General features: G+C 41.8%; 22 protein-coding genes and 1 riboswitch. Of the genes, 8 read left to right on the top strand and 14 right to left on the bottom strand.

Annotated elements, in window-relative coordinates; genetic code table 11:
* Positions 1-103: 103 nt before the first annotated feature.
* Positions 104-988, bottom strand: a complete 885-nt coding sequence (locus tag AC0VX1_RS05450; RefSeq protein ID WP_475470267.1) for a PucR family transcriptional regulator — start codon at positions 986-988, stop codon at positions 104-106.
* 180 nt (positions 989-1,168) lie between these two features.
* Here AC0VX1_RS05450 and AC0VX1_RS05455 point away from each other — a divergent pair, with 180 nt between their 5' ends.
* On the top strand, positions 1,169-2,206 hold the full coding sequence (locus AC0VX1_RS05455; RefSeq protein ID WP_475470269.1) for an NAD-dependent epimerase/dehydratase family protein: 1,038 nt from the start codon (positions 1,169-1,171) through the stop codon (positions 2,204-2,206).
* A gap of 116 nt (positions 2,207-2,322) precedes the next feature.
* Here AC0VX1_RS05455 and AC0VX1_RS05460 read toward each other — a convergent pair whose 3' ends face one another.
* From AC0VX1_RS05460 to AC0VX1_RS05490, 7 genes are all read right to left on the bottom strand, one after another.
* Positions 2,323-2,676: a hypothetical protein gene (locus AC0VX1_RS05460; protein WP_475470271.1), complete on the bottom strand. Its 354-nt coding sequence runs from the start codon at positions 2,674-2,676 to the stop codon at positions 2,323-2,325.
* 78 nt (positions 2,677-2,754) lie between these two features.
* On the bottom strand, positions 2,755-2,904 hold the full coding sequence (locus AC0VX1_RS05465) for a hypothetical protein (protein ID WP_475470272.1): 150 nt from the start codon (positions 2,902-2,904) through the stop codon (positions 2,755-2,757).
* Positions 2,905-2,975: 71 nt separating this feature from the next.
* Positions 2,976-3,251, bottom strand: a complete 276-nt coding sequence (locus AC0VX1_RS05470) for an iron-containing alcohol dehydrogenase (RefSeq protein WP_475471714.1) — start codon at positions 3,249-3,251, stop codon at positions 2,976-2,978.
* A 5-nt stretch (positions 3,252-3,256) separates the two neighbouring features.
* Positions 3,257-3,421, bottom strand: coding sequence for a hypothetical protein (locus tag AC0VX1_RS05475; RefSeq protein WP_413009383.1), 165 nt, complete (start codon positions 3,419-3,421; stop codon positions 3,257-3,259).
* A 62-nt stretch (positions 3,422-3,483) separates the two neighbouring features.
* Positions 3,484-4,305: a MetQ/NlpA family ABC transporter substrate-binding protein gene (locus AC0VX1_RS05480; RefSeq protein WP_475470274.1), complete on the bottom strand. Its 822-nt coding sequence runs from the start codon at positions 4,303-4,305 to the stop codon at positions 3,484-3,486.
* A 56-nt stretch (positions 4,306-4,361) separates the two neighbouring features.
* Complete coding sequence (locus AC0VX1_RS05485; RefSeq protein WP_048687408.1) at positions 4,362-5,030, bottom strand: methionine ABC transporter permease; 669 nt, start codon at positions 5,028-5,030, stop codon at positions 4,362-4,364.
* Complete coding sequence (locus AC0VX1_RS05490; RefSeq protein WP_475470277.1) at positions 5,017-6,033, bottom strand: methionine ABC transporter ATP-binding protein; 1,017 nt, start codon at positions 6,031-6,033, stop codon at positions 5,017-5,019. The genes AC0VX1_RS05485 and AC0VX1_RS05490 overlap by 14 nt, the downstream gene beginning before the upstream one ends.
* A 69-nt stretch (positions 6,034-6,102) precedes the next feature.
* Positions 6,103-6,207, bottom strand: a riboswitch (SAM riboswitch).
* Between the two features lie 283 nt (positions 6,208-6,490).
* Between AC0VX1_RS05490 and AC0VX1_RS05495 the strand changes: the two genes are divergently transcribed.
* The gene (locus AC0VX1_RS05495) at positions 6,491-7,315 is read left to right on the top strand and encodes an MBL fold metallo-hydrolase (RefSeq protein WP_475470279.1); all 825 of its coding nucleotides are present in this window, start codon (positions 6,491-6,493) and stop codon (positions 7,313-7,315) included.
* Between the two features lie 64 nt (positions 7,316-7,379).
* On the opposite strand, the gene AC0VX1_RS05500 is transcribed toward AC0VX1_RS05495, so the two are convergent.
* The 6 genes from AC0VX1_RS05500 to AC0VX1_RS05525 form a co-directional block, all read right to left on the bottom strand.
* Entirely contained in the window at positions 7,380-7,568 is a 189-nt protein-coding gene (locus AC0VX1_RS05500; protein ID WP_034314753.1) for a hypothetical protein, read from the bottom strand.
* A gap of 85 nt (positions 7,569-7,653) precedes the next feature.
* The gene (locus AC0VX1_RS05505; protein WP_034314751.1) at positions 7,654-7,857 is read right to left on the bottom strand and encodes a YheE family protein; all 204 of its coding nucleotides are present in this window, start codon (positions 7,855-7,857) and stop codon (positions 7,654-7,656) included.
* A 63-nt stretch (positions 7,858-7,920) separates the two neighbouring features.
* The gene (locus AC0VX1_RS05510) at positions 7,921-9,117 is read right to left on the bottom strand and encodes a YheC/YheD family endospore coat-associated protein (RefSeq protein WP_475470281.1); all 1,197 of its coding nucleotides are present in this window, start codon (positions 9,115-9,117) and stop codon (positions 7,921-7,923) included.
* Complete coding sequence (locus tag AC0VX1_RS05515; RefSeq protein WP_057275781.1) at positions 9,114-10,481, bottom strand: YheC/YheD family endospore coat-associated protein; 1,368 nt, start codon at positions 10,479-10,481, stop codon at positions 9,114-9,116. The genes AC0VX1_RS05510 and AC0VX1_RS05515 overlap by 4 nt, the downstream gene beginning before the upstream one ends.
* A 3-nt stretch (positions 10,482-10,484) precedes the next feature.
* Entirely contained in the window at positions 10,485-11,555 is a 1,071-nt protein-coding gene (locus AC0VX1_RS05520) for a YheC/YheD family endospore coat-associated protein (protein WP_475470283.1), read from the bottom strand.
* Between the two features lie 16 nt (positions 11,556-11,571).
* Positions 11,572-12,585 carry a YheC/YheD family endospore coat-associated protein gene (locus AC0VX1_RS05525; RefSeq protein WP_162259521.1) on the bottom strand — a complete coding sequence of 338 codons (1,014 nt, stop codon included), beginning with the start codon at positions 12,583-12,585 and terminating at the stop codon, positions 11,572-11,574.
* Positions 12,586-12,622: 37 nt separating this feature from the next.
* Here AC0VX1_RS05525 and AC0VX1_RS05530 point away from each other — a divergent pair, with 37 nt between their 5' ends.
* The 6 genes from AC0VX1_RS05530 (at position 12,623) to AC0VX1_RS05555 (ending at position 15,639) form a co-directional block, all read left to right on the top strand.
* Positions 12,623-12,829 carry a hypothetical protein gene (locus AC0VX1_RS05530; RefSeq protein ID WP_162259522.1) on the top strand — a complete coding sequence of 69 codons (207 nt, stop codon included), beginning with the start codon at positions 12,623-12,625 and terminating at the stop codon, positions 12,827-12,829.
* A gap of 374 nt (positions 12,830-13,203) precedes the next feature.
* Positions 13,204-13,458, top strand: a complete 255-nt coding sequence (locus tag AC0VX1_RS05535) for a hypothetical protein (protein WP_475470285.1) — start codon at positions 13,204-13,206, stop codon at positions 13,456-13,458.
* Between the two features lie 126 nt (positions 13,459-13,584).
* Positions 13,585-13,968, top strand: a complete 384-nt coding sequence (locus AC0VX1_RS05540) for a hypothetical protein (RefSeq protein WP_475470287.1) — start codon at positions 13,585-13,587, stop codon at positions 13,966-13,968.
* The gene (locus tag AC0VX1_RS05545) at positions 13,968-14,195 is read left to right on the top strand and encodes a DUF445 family protein (protein ID WP_475470289.1); all 228 of its coding nucleotides are present in this window, start codon (positions 13,968-13,970) and stop codon (positions 14,193-14,195) included. The genes AC0VX1_RS05540 and AC0VX1_RS05545 overlap by 1 nt, the downstream gene beginning before the upstream one ends.
* Positions 14,196-14,268: 73 nt before the next feature.
* Positions 14,269-14,625, top strand: a complete 357-nt coding sequence (locus tag AC0VX1_RS05550; protein WP_034314741.1) for a YlbF/YmcA family competence regulator — start codon at positions 14,269-14,271, stop codon at positions 14,623-14,625.
* Between the two features lie 147 nt (positions 14,626-14,772).
* The gene (locus AC0VX1_RS05555; protein WP_057275891.1) at positions 14,773-15,639 is read left to right on the top strand and encodes a Cof-type HAD-IIB family hydrolase; all 867 of its coding nucleotides are present in this window, start codon (positions 14,773-14,775) and stop codon (positions 15,637-15,639) included.
* The last annotated feature ends 81 nt before the right edge of the window (positions 15,640-15,720 follow it).

Consider the following 15,720-nt stretch of genomic DNA (forward strand, 5'->3'; position numbering starts at 1 on the left):
CCTTTTAAACTCTTAGATTACTTGTACCAATTAGCTATAGTCTAAGCTATAGGTTTTGAAAAAAATATGGGCATATTGCACAAAAAAGTGTTTACATTGGAAATTAATCATTCAGTAAAAGTATCAAGTATGCAGTAAGGGCATGACGGAAGTTTCTAATATCGAGACCAGTTTTTTCAGAGAATCTATCGATTCGGTATTGTAAGCTGTTCCGATGTATATAAAGCTGTTTGGCGGCATATGTGGCATTGGAGTTACATTCGATATACGTTTTAACCGTTTTGATAAGCTCAGTATCCTGCTTGGTCTTCCCAAGAATTTCATTGATAAACCAATTTGCATTCTTAAAGGATGGATCATTTATTAATGAGTATGGGATGATGTCTGCCAAATCACTCACTTTTATATCCGGCAGATGCACCTGTGCCACTTCAAAACACTTTTTCTCCTGAGTCCAGTGATGGCGAAGGTCTTGATCTACAGGGTGAAATCGCCCGCTGAACATACGGGTCTTTACATAAAAGTCACTTTCAAGTGTGGAAGTAATGGCGATCAGTTCTTTATTTGATAATGGTTCATCCTTGTCCGGTTCAATTAAGACGCCTGCCGTTTCATTTTCCCAAATAATAGCTGCGTCAGATGGAACGAAAGCGAGGAAGGCCCCTTCAAAATCGGAGTTGGAAAAATCTGCATGAGTCAACCTGAAATGAAGGAATCGAACATTCTCCCAGCTCGTTAAAGGCAATGGTGCATTCGGTTCGGATAAAAAACTTTTCCATGATGAGCCTGGATGTGCATTGAGGTTATTTGGGTTTATGGAAGGAACAAAAAGCAGTTCCAATAAACGGATTTCTTCTGCTGTGATTTCTGAACGGGGAATACCAAGTATACTTCTGAAGTCTTCGAACCAAACATAATTAGAAATATCATCAGTATCCTTTTTATTGGTAAGAGCGTTCGGGAATTTTTGTTTAAGATTTTCAAGCATCGGTTCCACCTTCTTTCTCCCTTTCCATATCATTATAGCGAAAAAGAATAAAGTTCAAAAGATTAGGATATCTTTAGTTTTTCCGAGAAGGGAAAACCAAAGAAAAGTTGCAAGTATTATTAATTTCAGGAAAGGGTATTGCGTATGCTTTATGGAATATCGTTTAAGAGGAGGAGATCCATGAACATTTTAATATTGGGTGGTACACGGTTTTTAGGCCGATATATAGCAAAAGCTGCAATAGAGAAGGGGAATGAAGTCACCCTTTTTAATCGTGGAAATGATCCTTATGTTTTCCCCGAAATAGAACAGTTAAAAGGGGACCGCGACGGGGATCTTGAAATGCTGAAAGGGAGACAGTGGGATGCAGTAATTGATACATCAGGCTTTATCCCTCGAACTGTATCGAAATCTTGCCGGTTGCTTAATCAAGTTAAACATTATACATATATTTCAAGCATCTCGGTTTATAGTGATCCAACCGAACCAGGTATTGATGAAAATGGAGAGGTTCATGCACTAAATGATGATAAAGCAGAAGAAATAACCCGCGGAACGGCTGGACCGATATACGGTGAATATTATGGACCGTTAAAATCATTAAGCGAAAAAGCAGCTGAAAAAGAAATGCCGGGGAAAGTTTTGTCAATTCGTGCCGGGCAAATAGTAGGTCCATATGATTACACTGACCGAATGCCGTACTGGCTTAAAAGAATAGCGGAAGGGGGAGAAGTTTTAGCGCCTGGACGCCCTGGACGTCCAATCCAAATTATCGATGCAAGGGACTTGGCTCAATGGATCATCCAAATGATGGAAAAAGGCGTGACAGGTACGTATAATGCCGTTGGGCCAGAATACACACTGAATATGGGGCAAATACTAGAAGGCTGCAAAAAGGTAACAAGAAGTAATGCTGCCTTTACATGGGTCTCTGAAAAATTTTTAAATGACAATAAAGTAGAGCCGTGGGGAGAAATGCCTTTATGGATACCGGAAGAATTCCCTTTACCAGGAGGTAAGGAACCTTTGAATGGGTTTTTGGCTGTCGACAACGATAAAGCAATCAATAATGGACTAACATTCCGTCCCCTATCAGATACTCTCGAAGATATATGGAATTGGGAAAAGGGCCGTCCGGAATCCGCCGATAGAAAAGCAGGCATGCACAGACAACATGAAAGTGATCTTCTTGGATTATGGAAACAGACAATAGGTTGAGACCTTCTTTTATTATACTGAAGTATTAATGGAACATTATGTATGCTTGGTGGAAAGGATGATTTTATACAATGAGGAATCAAAAAAAACGATGGGGTCAAAACCCCATCGCTTTTTTAGGAAGGGCTTGCATGGTTTGTAAGGATTTCAAGGTTTTCCATGGCGGCTGTCACTTTTTCCTTGTTGATATCAGGGAAAAGAAGATGGATGTCTTCACCTTCTTTGACAGAGTGGGCTGCAATCTGTTGAAGTTCCGCCTTATGTTCAACAGTCAGGCCAATATCAAGCAATGTCATCGGCAATTTAAGCACCCGGTAGATGGGCAGCAATTGTTTGATTTCCGAGAATTTCCCTTCTAGCACAAGCTGGACTAAAATGCCATATGCCACTTTTTCCCCGTGAAGTAAATGATGCGCTTGGGTGATGGAAGTCATGCCATTATGAATGGAGTGGGCACCGGCAACGCACAAGTACTGGCCGCCAAATCCACCAACAAGACCACTTGTGATGATGTTCGTTTCAATTACACGCTGCAGCGCATCTGTCCATTACCCTTTTTCCAAATCAGCTAAGGCTTCCTCGCCATATGTCAATAAAACTTCCTGGCATTGCCTTGCGGCCAGATGGGCCAATTCAATACAAACGGACTTGGTGGCAAGCTTTTCGGCCAGTGCATTGCCCTCGTACCATTTCGCCAATGTATCGCCGATTCCAGCACGTAAATAGTTAATCGGCGAATTAAGAAGAATTCATGGTTCGATCATAACATCTAAGTGCTTTTTTCATGAATATCATAACGGACATATGAACCATTATCATCATAAATGACACTCAACGGTGTCCAGGCAGCGCAGGTGGAAGCCAAGGTTGGAATGAGGATGATTTCCTTTTGAAGCGAGATTCCGGCCGATTTGGTGAGGTCGAGCAATTTACCGCCGCCAATGCCAATTAAGGCATCTGCACCATGTTCAAGAGCTGCCTTCTTGACGCGTTCAATTTCCGGGTCACTGCATTCCCCGCCGTATGTGAAAAAGATCGTCTCAATATTTTCTAAGGAAGGAAGAAGGGTTCAGTAACTTCCCAGGATTTTTGTCCATGAATAACGAGCACTTTACGAATGTTCCCTCTACTCAGTTTCACTTCCAGGTTTTCAAGGACATTTGCTTTACAGGCGTAATAAGCGGGGCCGCTGCGGACCTCCAGTATGGTATTCATATTTTCTCTCCTTAATGAAAGGCCTGTTCCCGGTAAAGGGGAAGCAGGCCTTGATTATTTGATCAATTCATCCAGTCTGGTTTTCCGAATCCGGCAAATTTGTCATCGATCACTTTTTCAAACTGGTCGGATTCCACTACTGATTTAATATCCTTGGCAAATTGAGCGTCTACATCTTTTGTATTCACTGCAACAACGTTTCGATACATATCCGGCATGTTTTCTAAGACTAGGGCATCCTTGAGGTCCATTTTCGCTGCAAGAGCAAAGTTGCCAGGGACCGCCGATAGGTTGACGCTGTCTGTTGCGCGGGGCAACTGAGCGGATTCCAATGGTTTTAGCTGGATGTTTTTTGGATTTTTCGTTACATCCTTTTCAGATACTTTTAAAGGGTCGACATTTGGATCGACTTCAATCAACCCTTCATCCACCAGCACTTTTAGTGCACGTGCCAGGTTAACCGGATCATTGGGCACTGCAAGGGATGTACCGTCTTTCACTTCTTTCAATGAATTATACTTATTAGAATATATGCCCATTGGCGCTGTTGGAACTATGATAAGGTCGGAAAGCTTTAAATCATTTTCTTTAGCGAAGTTATCCATGTACACTTTATGCTGGAAAAGGTTGGCGTCGATCGAGTTGTTGCCAAGCGACTTATTCGGCTGGATATAGTCGGTGAATTCGACGATCTCTATTTTGTATCCGAGATCTTCCAGACCTGGTTTGATGGCCTCCTTAACCATATCGGCGTACGGCCCGGTAGTCGCCCCGATCTTCAATTCTTTTTTGTCTTCTGTATTTGGGGATGCATCATCGCTCCCGCAAGCTGCCAAGCCGAGTGCAAGTGCACAGACTGATAATAACGAAGCTATTTTCTTCATTTGAAATTCCTCCTGAGTAATGAAATGTATTGAGTCATTAAAAAAAGTGATTGAACCTATCGCTTGTTAACTATGTATGAAACTTTGTCACCAACCATTTGAATGAGTTGCACAAGGCAGATCAGCACGACGATCGTCGTGATCATGACTGTGTTGTCATATCGGTAATATCCGTACCGGATGGCCAGGTCGCCAATTCCGCCACCGCCGATTGTCCCAGCCATTGCTGAGTAACCGATTAGCGATATGGTCGTTAATGTCAGTCCTTGAATGATTCCCGGTTTTGCCTCTGGAAGAAGTACATCCTTAATGATCATCCATGGAGTGGCACCTACGGCAATTGCAGCTTCAATCACTCCTCTGTCTATTTCACGTAATGCCGTTTCAACAATCCTTGCAAAAAAAGGTATTGCGGATACGGACAGGGAAACAGAAGCTGCTCTTGGCCCTATCGTCGATCCTGTAAGTAGGTCCGTTAAAGGAAGGAGGGCGACCAAGAGAATGATGAACGGGATTGAACGGACAATATTGACTGCGAAACCGAGAGATCGATTCACGATGCCATTTTCAAAAAATAAATTCCTGGTTGTTGTAAATAGCAATACTCCAAGCGGTAAACCGATCAGCAGGGCTACTGCAAGAGAAACGCCGACCATATAAATCGTTTCAAGAAAGGCTTTATTAAGATCAGGTAAAATATTGACGATGGGATTAAGCAGTGACATGTTTTAACACCTCCACAGAACTGGAACGATTTTTTATATATTCCAATGCCGAATGAATTTGGACGGCATCGCCAATTAACTCGATGATTAAAATGCCTAAAGGAACATCCTGGATATACTCAATTTTACCGTGTAAAATATTTCCGTTTACTGCATGGGATTGGAGAGTATCCGAAAGAATCGATTCACCGGCGGTTTGCCCTTCGAATTGGATCTTAATAATCGTACCTTCACTTTCTTCAATCAAGTGCGAAGGGAGTTCGAAATCCAGTACACTGCTAATGAATTGCTTCGTTAACTCCTGTTTGGGCTGTGAAAATATTTCATAAACGGGTCCTTCTTCAATTACCCGGCCATCCTGCATCACGGCGACTCGGTGGCATAGTTCTTTGACCACTTCCATTTCATGTGTAATCAACACGATGGTGATACCAAGCTCACTGCTTATCTTTTTCAATAACTGTAAAATCGCTTTTGTAGTTGTTGGATCAAGGGCAGAAGTCGCTTCATCACATAATAGTACAGTGGGTTCATTTGCTAACGCACGAGCGATGCCGACCCGTTGCTTCTGTCCACCGCTAAGCTGTGCAGGATAGACATTTTTCTTATCGCTGAGCCCTACTATTTCCAACAATTCCAATACACGTAACTTAGTCGCGTCCTTCGATCGATGCGCGGCCCTTAAGGCGAAAGCGACATTTTCATAAACGGTTTTTGAACTGACCAGGGAAAAGTGCTGGAATATCATTCCGATTTTTTGGCGTTGTTTACGAAGCTCTTTGCTAGATAAAGAGGTTAAATCAATGCCGTCGATAATGATATTTCCACCTGTCGGACGTTCAAGCAAATTCAAGCAGCGGAGTAATGAGCTTTTTCCAGCTCCGCTGTAGCCGACAATTCCATATATTTCACCAGTTTGAATGGTTAAAGATACGTTATCCACTCCGATAACTCGGTTTTTCTTCGAGACGTATTCCTTTCGGACTGAACGGATTTCAATCATGAGCTTTCCCCCTTACACATTAAAAAAGCTGCCTCTATCATTCAGAAAGAGGCAGCGAAATCATATCTCGGCTTATCTTTCAGAATGCAATCATTCTGCAGGAATTGGCACCGTTCCCTAAGGGCGGTTGCCGGACATCACAGGGCCTGATCCCTCCGTCACTCTTGATAAGTAAATTATTATTTTAGAATATTTCAAGTTTTATAATATAATCTATATTATTTGTAAAATCCGGCAATGTCAATCGTTTCTTTGATTTTTTTGTCATTAAATCTGGTACAGTCCGTCAAAACGATTCATGGAAAATGGGCTATTATGCAATAATCCAGCATTTTCATCAATGTTAATTATTCCAATATTTCCTTGTCAAAAAGGTAAAGTGGTACTACATTTATTATAGTAAAGTTAAAAAAAGGAAGATGAAACTATATTTATACAATGATGGGGAGGAAACCGAATGATAGAGATCAAGACGATAAATGATGTGGTTTGCGTGCATGGGACTCCTGGCGGGAACAAGGCGGGGATGAGTGTGTATGTCTTTTTAACGGATGGCTTATTGATAGATACTGGCGCACAGATTTTATTGGAAGAGCTCATCCCATTCTATGAATCCGCAGACTTCGACTCAGTGGCCCTGACTCACTATCATGAAGACCATACGGGGGGCGCTGCCTGGATACAGGAACATAAAAAGGTCCCTCTTTTCATTAACCCGATGTCGGTTGAGGTTTGTTCAAAGGATGCTGAATATCCTGAATATCGCAAAAATTTCTGGGGAAAGAGAGACGCCTTTAAAGCTGAGCCTCTGGGGAAGGCCATTCATTCCCGTACCCAAACGTGGGAGCCGATTTTTACCCCAGGTCATGCAAAGGACCATATGGTGTATTTGAATCACAATAATGGCGTGCTCTTTTCAGGAGACCTTTTCGTAACCCCAAAAACAAAACTTGTCTTACGGGAAGAGTCCGTCCCGGTGATCATCGATTCCATAAAAAGATTGCTTCAATATGACTTCGGGGAAGTGTTTTGCTGTCATGCTGGGCATGTCCCTGATGGGAAGGAGATGTTTCGAAAAAAACTGGATTATCTGGAAAATCTCCAAGGGGAAATTTTACGCTTGCATTCTCAAGGGCTGACCGTTCATGAAATCCAGCAGGTTGTTTTACCGAATCGCTATCCCCTTATCGAGATATCTGGGCATGAATGGGATTCAGAGCATATCATTACATCGATATTAAACGAAAATATTTTAAGTGCGAGGGAGAATGGGACTATTTGATTGCTATCCGTTTAACGGTCTGACTGAAATAAAAGAGAGCTCTCCATAAGAGAGCCCACATTATTCATTTATTGACATTGGGATCTGTTTCATCATAAAAATCATGTGCTTCTTCAATGTTCTGAAGGTTAGCGACTTCATACACATTTCCGCCCGCCATTCCTTCATTGATGATACGGTCGATATCCAGGTAAACGGAGTCCTTGCCATCATATTCGGTATCCTTCAAAAATGTCATTTTTTCTTTATCCAATAGAAATCCCTCCTAGCCTTTTCTTTAGTTTAGGCAAAGGAGTTTTTTTTATTCTGTTTAGCGATTTCATGAATGTAAAGGGGTTTCATTCATAAACATGGAAGATCATTAAATCATGTATCATGCTTTTGAGTTTGGTTTCATCTGTTTCGGAAGGCGGATTGGCTGTCCACTCGATGGATCCATCTTTATGATACAAGGCTTTGACTGCCTGCTTGTTGAAATAAAAGGAAATTTTCCATCCTGGCAGATTCTTATGCAATGGCTCCCATTGAAAATGAGTGATCATATGTATTACCTCCATATATACTGTTTCTCATTCGATTATAATGGAAAACGGCAGCTGGAGGTGTTATTTTCTTTTCAGGTTGGGAAAAGTTAATTCAATGAAAAGATTTTTTAAATGCAAAAGCCTGTTTGTTTCAATTTCTTCTTCATCGAATTGCATCGGCTTTGAGTTCACTTCGTATATGAAAAGCGAGCCCGATTCGTCTTCCCCTATATCAATGGAAAACTCTCCGAGAAACCCGATCTTTTTTGAAAGTATCTCTCCGCATTTTTGGGCGACATTCGCTAATTTCAGATCCAGGTTTTTTGATTTAAGGTCCTGATAAGGAAAAAGCTTTCCGCCTCGGGGAGTGTGGGTGGTGATTTCCTGGGTTTGCGACATCCTTACCGCTTTGCCGGTCACTTTATAAAAACCTTTTTCATAATGGACGAGAATCCGGTAATCATAACGATGCCCAAAGAGTTTTTTTGGTATGATCGCCTGTTGAGCAAGATAGCTCCTTTTTAATAAATCCCTTTTTTTTGTATCCCAGAAGGAAGCAAAATCAGGGAAGGACTCACTATGCTTTAAGCTATTGAACAATAGGGTATCATCATCATTTTTGATAATGGTATAAATGCCCTTCCCTTGGCTTCCTTTGCATGGCTTAAGGTATATATGCCTGTATGTCTCCAGGAAAGAATCAAGGCAACCGCTGTTTCGTAAGACCATGGTGGGCGGAAGGTGGTTGGTGAGGGATCCATCTTCAGTTAATGCTTCGAACATCACATATTTATCTATAAAACAGGGGTTAAATAGAGTCATTCGGTTATCTTTAAAATGTGTGATAAGATGTTCGAATTCCTCTGACGCCTCATAGCTCCTCCAGGGGATACGGTTATAGACGATGTCAGGGAAGGGCACTTTACATTCAATCCACTTGTTTGAAATGGAGGAAAAAAGATACCCTTTCATCGACTCGGAATGAAGGGCATTTCCTGTGAATACATACGCCAATATTCCATGTTTCAATAAATATAATGATAAGTCCCGAAAAAGGGTCAGGTTTCCACCCAAACCTGATTCCTTTTTGGGATTGGAAACAGTTAAAATTCCGACGGTTAGCATCCGGTTACCCGGAAATGTTGTGATTGGAATTAGAGGTTGATTCGAATGGTTCTTTTTATAGCTGATTTCTTCTTCGGCAGAGCCGGCGAAAAGTTCCGCATTCTCATGAGTGTGGTGCCAATTTTCAGTGGGGATATCATAAAAAATGTTCATTGCGGCACTCTGATTGATTTTGTAATCGTCTGTTCCGTAAGATAAATGGCATAATCAAGGCTTAGCTTTCTGGTCAGCAATTCGAAATCCTTGAGTTTTGGATGGGAGAAGATGGAACGTCCAGGCTTGGAATTGGCTTCAAACATCCAAACCTGCCCTTTTTTATCCAATCCAAAATCGAATCCTATTTCTGCGATGATGCCGTCCAAGTTCTTTTCTATACTGTCACTTAAAATCAGTGCGGCTTCCGATAGCTTTCGTTCGACTTCTGTCGCCTCATCGTCATCTCCAAACAGTTCGGCAACCGTTTTGATGACACCCCCGCTTTTAATATGGGTCGTGACGCTGCCGGCGCCGGCGATTTTTGCGGCAATCGCGGTCACCTGCCATTTTCCATTACTGTCCTTGTTCGTATGGACCCGGAAATCCACTGGACGTTTTTCAGATCGAATTAATGGGATGCCCTGCTGCACGATCAGATTCTCGAGCGGGCGGTCGTGAAAAATGTGTTTAACGATGGATTCCAATGTCGAAAACCGTTGCAGTTTATTTTCTTTTGCTTCGTTTGTATAGCGGCAATAGTAAACATTCTCATGCTTATCATAAAGAATTTGGTGAATCCCTAGACCGAGGCTACCGTGAATGGGCTTTATATAAACTTGCCGGTAATGCGAAAGAAGGGTTTCCACCACGGATATGGATTGAAATGGATACGTTTCCGGCAAATAAGGCAGTGCCCGCTCATCTGCGCATAACCTTTCATTTACATCCCATTTATTGAAAAATCCGGGGTTATACCATGGTATGGTATATATTTTTTGGAATTTCTGCTTCACTTCTTTAGGTCCATCACGGTTTTCCGTCAACCGATTTGGTAGCCGGTCATAGATGACATTAGGAAAAGGAAATTCATAAATGTTCCAGTCATCTTTATCAAATACATAGCCTTTGATTGTCTCCTCATCCCAATTGATTACATTCTCTCCAAAAACAAAGGGAATACAGCCTGTGGTCTTGCTAAGCGAAAGGAGCTTTGCGAAAAATTCAGATCTCTCCCCTAAAGGTTTGTTTGAAAGGCCAGTGAAGCCTGAGGAAAAGATTCCGACAAGCGGTCCGATATGGATGCTCTTGCCGTATATGAATAAATGAAGGGGAATATCGGTATGATCGAATAGTAGAGATTCCGCAAGACTTTTCGATAGCACGATTGTTTGATTGACGGCCGGGTTTTGTTTGACGATGGCAGGACATGAATGCCGTCCGAAATAAATTAATTCAATCTCTGCCAAATCTCCAAGCTCTGAAGGGTAGTAGAGAACATTGCCAGGGATAGCGGCAATTTCGGCAGGATAAGTCTTTCTCACTTCCTATTCACCTGCTTTCTGAAGCTGTTCGGCTAAATACTGGCTATACTGAAACGGTGCTCGATGAATATCTTTCATGGTCTCCGGCTGTAGTGCCTGAATGATTTTCCTGCCAGGCTTCGAGTTAATGTCCATTATCCATATTTGGCCTTTTTTATCGATGCCTAGATCAATTCCCAACTCGAATAATCTTTCAAAGACTGCTTCGGTTTCAACGGGCAGGGTGCGAAGGATATGATGAATCTTTTGTTCGACAGCAATCGAAATCGTTTCCGGGTTTCTTTTGTTGAAGGTATCCAATGAAATGGCTTCCCCGCCTGTGGCAAGATTTGAAGTAATTCCGTCTTTTTGTCCCGTGCGAATTCCGCGGCCCCGTTCCATCCATTGATTCTTCTCGTTTTTTTGAAGTAAAATCCGTAAATCGAATGGCTCATTATTTTGGGTGCAAAGTTCCAAATATGGCTGGCAAAGATAACGGTATCGATTTAATAAATGCTGCAGCCATTTGTTAAGCTGAGATTTGGAGGAGAATGGGCGGTCATATTTGGTGCCCTTTTTCGTCATGGAAACCAAAGTCCCGTCTTCGGTTTTTGAAAGGAGATAGATTCCTGTACCGCCTGCACCGAATTCAGGTTTGATGATGATTTTATCCAGGCGTTCCAAATGTCCTATAATATCTTCAGGTGTCGTCACTTGTACGGTTTCTGGAAAAAATGCCTGTAGGTGTGGATGGTTTTTTAGGATTTGGTACACTTCCCACTTACCAGGAAGGCCCAGTCCTAAGAAATTCGTGTTATCTTTTAACCACTCGATTTTGTGTCGCGTTTCCGTTGACTCACGGACTAAACCGTGAAAACAGCGATCATATACAAAATCAGGTAAATCAAAAGATGTGGCAATCCAAGTTTCGTTCTCGGCATCAAAACGCTCGCCCCTCACTTTTTTCAGATCCATATCAATATTTTCCAGTGAGAATTTGCAAACTTTCATATTAAATGATTTAGCGGTTTTGGCTATTTCGGTGAAGTAGTTGTTTTCATGAGTATCCGACGCGGCCATTAATCCTATTAACACGTGCTAGCAACTCCTTTTATGGATGGTTTTCGCGGTTAAGGGCAAGCATGAAATCTATGATTGATTTTACTGATGGACGAAAGGTTTCATAGTTGCCTTGAAATTTTTTCGAAGGTTTTGAATTCACTTCGATGATCCATGGATGGGTATCGGTATCCAGTGCTAAATCGATCCCTAGCTCACCGAATGAATCGTCAAGGTTTTCGACTAAGGTCTCCGCAGTGTTTTTAGCCAGCCGGACGAGCTTTTGATATATGCGGCTGGCGTCCTGAAGTTCAAATGCTTCTTTTAAAAAATCCGGCCCATTTTTCATCAATCCGCCTTGTGCAAGATTGGAAACAATAGTACCAGGATCCCCAATCCGGGCAACCATTGATGTAACTTTCCATTCAAGCTGTTCGTTCCGGTGAAGCAGTATGCGGAAATCAACCTTTCTCTGATCGGTTTCGAATAGGGAAATCCCTTTTTGAAGAATGAAGGATCGTTTTCTGGAAAAATTTTTTAAGGTTTCAAACAACTTTTCATCCGTATCAGCAAAATGTACATTCTGGAGATGTCCGGATTGCTCGATTTTCCATTTTCCAGCTACTTGCGTTAATCTGCAAATATTCCTGCCTTGGCTGCCCGATGCGGGTTTAAAGTAGATTACCGAATGCTTTTCTATAAATGTCAAGAAAGGTTCCTTTTCGTTAAACAATATCGTCTCTGGCAAATTTGGCAATAGCTCATCCTCTAAAATCAGTAGTTCGTGTACATCATGTTTGGAGAGGAACCTTCCGTTGAACATCGGAATCGACCGTTCCTCCAGTTCAGTTTTAAACAGCTTGAAAGAAGGCGATTGCTCAAGTTTGCGCGAATGTATCCGGTTATAAAATACATCAGGGATGGGGAGGGGCAAGGCTTTCCAGCCACCTTGCCCTGGCAGGTAGCCTTCCACAACCCCATCTTGAAGAGACTGCAGTTTAACTAAATAGAAGGGGATGCCTTGCTGATTACAATATGATTTCATTTCCTGATAAAATTTTTCCATCTCGCCGAATGTCCCGTCTTGCAAGGGAGTCTGGTTCATGAGTGAAGCGAAGAATGGGCCTATTTTAATTGACCTTTCATCCGCATGGTATGAGACGGAGATTGGATCGGAAAAAACGGGTAAGGATAAAATTTGGTTCATATCATATGAAAGTTTCAATGTAGGCTGGGATGACGGGAATGGCTGGACAAGTACCGGGACGGAACGGCATCCAGCCATTATCGTTACGGGTTCTCCAAATTGAAGGTCCCATTCCTCAAATAATTTTTCTTCGATAAACAATAGCGCCTTCTTTCTAGTCTCTGCGGGATTTACCGTAATGTAAACTTTCTGATGGTCAAGGTTCATAATAATTCCCCGTTTGCACTAAGTTTGATATCCTTTAATAATTAAATGATGGGCAAATGTGGATAACACATTCTATGATTTTTTAATTAGAAGGTGTCATCAAGCCTTTATTTCAAGCAATAAAAGAAGAAATTTCATGGGTGAGTTTTGGGTAAAGATACTGTTTATGGTCGTCGTTGTTGCAGTAATAGGTGGCTTCACTAATTTATTGGCTATCAGAATGCTATTCAGACCGTATAAGCCAATCCATATTTTTGGGAAGCACCAGGGTTGATTCCGAAGCGGCAGGATGAGTTAGCTAAACAATTAGGCAAATTGGTGGTCGATCATTTAATCACACCAAGGAGCATTCAAAGTAAAGTCATCAATGATGCCTCTATACAGAATATGAAAATTTTCGTCCAGGCAGAAGTAAAGAAAGCATTGTCCACACAAAAAAGTACTGCTCAATTGCCTGATCAATTGGGAATGAAGAATTCTTCATTTAATGCTAGAACAGCGGTTACAAACATTCATTCTCGGTAAATATGAAATATGGTCGGAAGAGAACATGAGCAAGAGCTTGAAAGATATCGTCCCCCCGCACCTTCAGCCAAAAGCCCTCGACTCGATTCCTGCTTTGTCACATTTCATCGTGAAAAAGGAAAAAGAATGTTTTACAGTGCGGAAGGCAAACGCCATCTTGAAGACATGTTGGATGATTTTTTCAAGGAACGGGGCAAGCTGATCAATTTAATTCAGCTGTTCATTGGAAACGAAAAGTTAATTGATAAGATTCAGCCGGAAATCATTAAATTTTTTGAACAATCGAGAACGATTGATATATTGTCAGTGATGTTGGTGGAAGAGTGGGGAAATCTCGAGAAAAGGGATATAGAGAAATTCGAGGGAATGATCGGGAGAGAAACGATAAAACAATGGATTACCGAAAAAACGGCTGAAATGCTGCCTGTCGCTTCGATCATGAATAAGCCGGTTCGAGAATTGACTGCCGATTTCTCGGACATTATCGTGGAGAGGGCGTTCCGATTTTAGTGGAAAAAGTTGCCGAGTACGTAATCAATCATTTCCAGCCGCTTTTCCAAAAACTGCATTTGGACGATATCGTGGAAGAACAGGTTTCGTCCTTTTCGGTGTCCCGTCTAGAGGAAATGGTCGTTTCCATCACTAAGAAGGAATTGTCGATGATCACATACCTTGGGGCTTTGCTTGGTGGAATCATCGGTTTATTTCAAGGTTTTGTAACTGTTTTAATAGGATGACGTGTAATTCTCAATCGGATTTGTTATAGTGGAAAAGGTGTAGGAATACAATGATTACCGGGAGGGGAAATAAATGAGTAACGTATATGATGCAGCGTATGAAATGGAAAAGGCGATTAGGGCAAGTAATGAATATGCCGATTTGCAACGCTTATATGATCTTGTGAATTCTGATGAAGCTACAAAAGGAATGTTTGAAAACTTCCGTAATCTGCAAATGTCATTGCAGCAAAAGCAAATGATGGGACAGGAGATTGCACCGGAAGAGGTTGAGCAAGCACAAAAGACGGTACAGCTTGTCCAACAAAACCCAACCATTTCACAATTGATGGAAGCTGAACAACGGATGAGCATGGTCATCGCAGACCTCAATAAAATTATCATGAAGCCGCTTGAAGATTTATATGGCTTGCCTGAGCAACAGCAATAAGCAGTTGGAGACTCCCTACTTTAATGGTTGGGGGTTTTTTTGTTCCCTGAAAGCACAAGTACAAGGGTCGTGAACCACTATTTGTTCTATTCTCGAAATTTTAGTCATAAATTTTGAAAGAGGATACAACAGATGGGAGAGATCAGCATGGTATATCGACTACTTGCGGTCAATATCGACGGGACATTGCTCCAGTCGAATGGCCGTTTAAATAAATCGACTAAAGAAGCAATAGATTATGTTCACCAAAAAGGTGTCCATGTTGCACTTGTGACGTCAAGAAACTATCACTCAGCAAAAAAAGTGGCCAAAGCCCTCAAAATAAATCCGATGATCGTTGCTCAGCAAGGAGCCTTTGTCGGAGCTTCCATGGAAAAGCCGATAATGGTAAAAAGAATATCAGAAGAACTGACTGCAGAGCTCGTGCAAATGCTTGAAAAGACCACGTGCCAAATATTGCTCATTCATGAAAAATACTCGCTGGGCAATCGGGTGAACCTCCCGGAGAATTTGCTTGGTAAATCGGTTATGTATTTGAATGACCAAAATATTTATGCTCAAAATTATGTGGATGATATCAGTGAAGAGCTTATTGATCAGCCGATGGCCCCGACGAAGATGGACATTATATTTCCAGAAAAAAATGCTCGAAATGATATGTTGAAATTGATAAAGGAAATGTTCCCTGAGGTAGATGCAGTCTTACACCCAGGACATAAACTGACAATCGTTCCGAAGGGTGTATCTAAATGGAGTGGTGTATTGTATTTAGCGGACCATTTAAAGGTGAAAAGAACGGAGATCGTCTCGATTGGCGATGGATTGGATGATATGGAGATGATTGCCGGTTCTGGTCTGGGAGTTGCCATGGGCAATGCGGATGAGGAAGTACGGAAAGTGGCAAAATGGGTGACGCGCTCCAATGATCAAGATGGAGTTGCCTATATGCTTAGGGAGTTTTTCCGGAAACAGCATCCGATCGAATTTTTACAAAAAATGAATATGCTTAAGTGAATGGCGGGGTTCCTTCTGTTGAAGGGGCCCCATTCAGATAACGCCGCTTGCGAGGTCTGTCATCTTTCATAAATAATTATA

It is taken from the genome of Peribacillus sp. QJM3NY_7 (assembly GCF_056173225.1).

Excerpts from the sequence above, each read along its gene's own strand:
- AC0VX1_RS05450 (WP_475470267.1), bottom strand. The coding sequence starts at position 988 with ATGCTTGAAAATCTTAAACAAAAATTCCCGAACGCTCTTACCAATAAA.
- AC0VX1_RS05455 (WP_475470269.1), top strand. The coding sequence starts at position 1,169 with ATGAACATTTTAATATTGGGTGGTACACGGTTTTTAGGCCGATATATA.
- AC0VX1_RS05475 (WP_413009383.1), bottom strand. The coding sequence starts at position 3,421 with ATGAATACCATACTGGAGGTCCGCAGCGGCCCCGCTTATTACGCCTGT.
- AC0VX1_RS05480 (WP_475470274.1), bottom strand. The coding sequence starts at position 4,305 with ATGAAGAAAATAGCTTCGTTATTATCAGTCTGTGCACTTGCACTCGGC.
- AC0VX1_RS05485 (WP_048687408.1), bottom strand. The coding sequence starts at position 5,030 with ATGTCACTGCTTAATCCCATCGTCAATATTTTACCTGATCTTAATAAA.
- AC0VX1_RS05490 (WP_475470277.1), bottom strand. The coding sequence starts at position 6,033 with ATGATTGAAATCCGTTCAGTCCGAAAGGAATACGTCTCGAAGAAAAAC.
- AC0VX1_RS05495 (WP_475470279.1), top strand. The coding sequence starts at position 6,491 with ATGATAGAGATCAAGACGATAAATGATGTGGTTTGCGTGCATGGGACT.
- AC0VX1_RS05505 (WP_034314751.1), bottom strand. The coding sequence starts at position 7,857 with ATGATCACTCATTTTCAATGGGAGCCATTGCATAAGAATCTGCCAGGA.
- AC0VX1_RS05510 (WP_475470281.1), bottom strand. The coding sequence starts at position 9,117 with ATGAACATTTTTTATGATATCCCCACTGAAAATTGGCACCACACTCAT.
- AC0VX1_RS05525 (WP_162259521.1), bottom strand. The coding sequence starts at position 12,585 with ATGGAAAAATTTTATCAGGAAATGAAATCATATTGTAATCAGCAAGGC.
- AC0VX1_RS05530 (WP_162259522.1), top strand. The coding sequence starts at position 12,623 with ATGAGTGAAGCGAAGAATGGGCCTATTTTAATTGACCTTTCATCCGCA.
- AC0VX1_RS05540 (WP_475470287.1), top strand. The coding sequence starts at position 13,585 with ATGTTTTACAGTGCGGAAGGCAAACGCCATCTTGAAGACATGTTGGAT.
- AC0VX1_RS05550 (WP_034314741.1), top strand. The coding sequence starts at position 14,269 with ATGAGTAACGTATATGATGCAGCGTATGAAATGGAAAAGGCGATTAGG.
- AC0VX1_RS05555 (WP_057275891.1), top strand. The coding sequence starts at position 14,773 with ATGGTATATCGACTACTTGCGGTCAATATCGACGGGACATTGCTCCAG.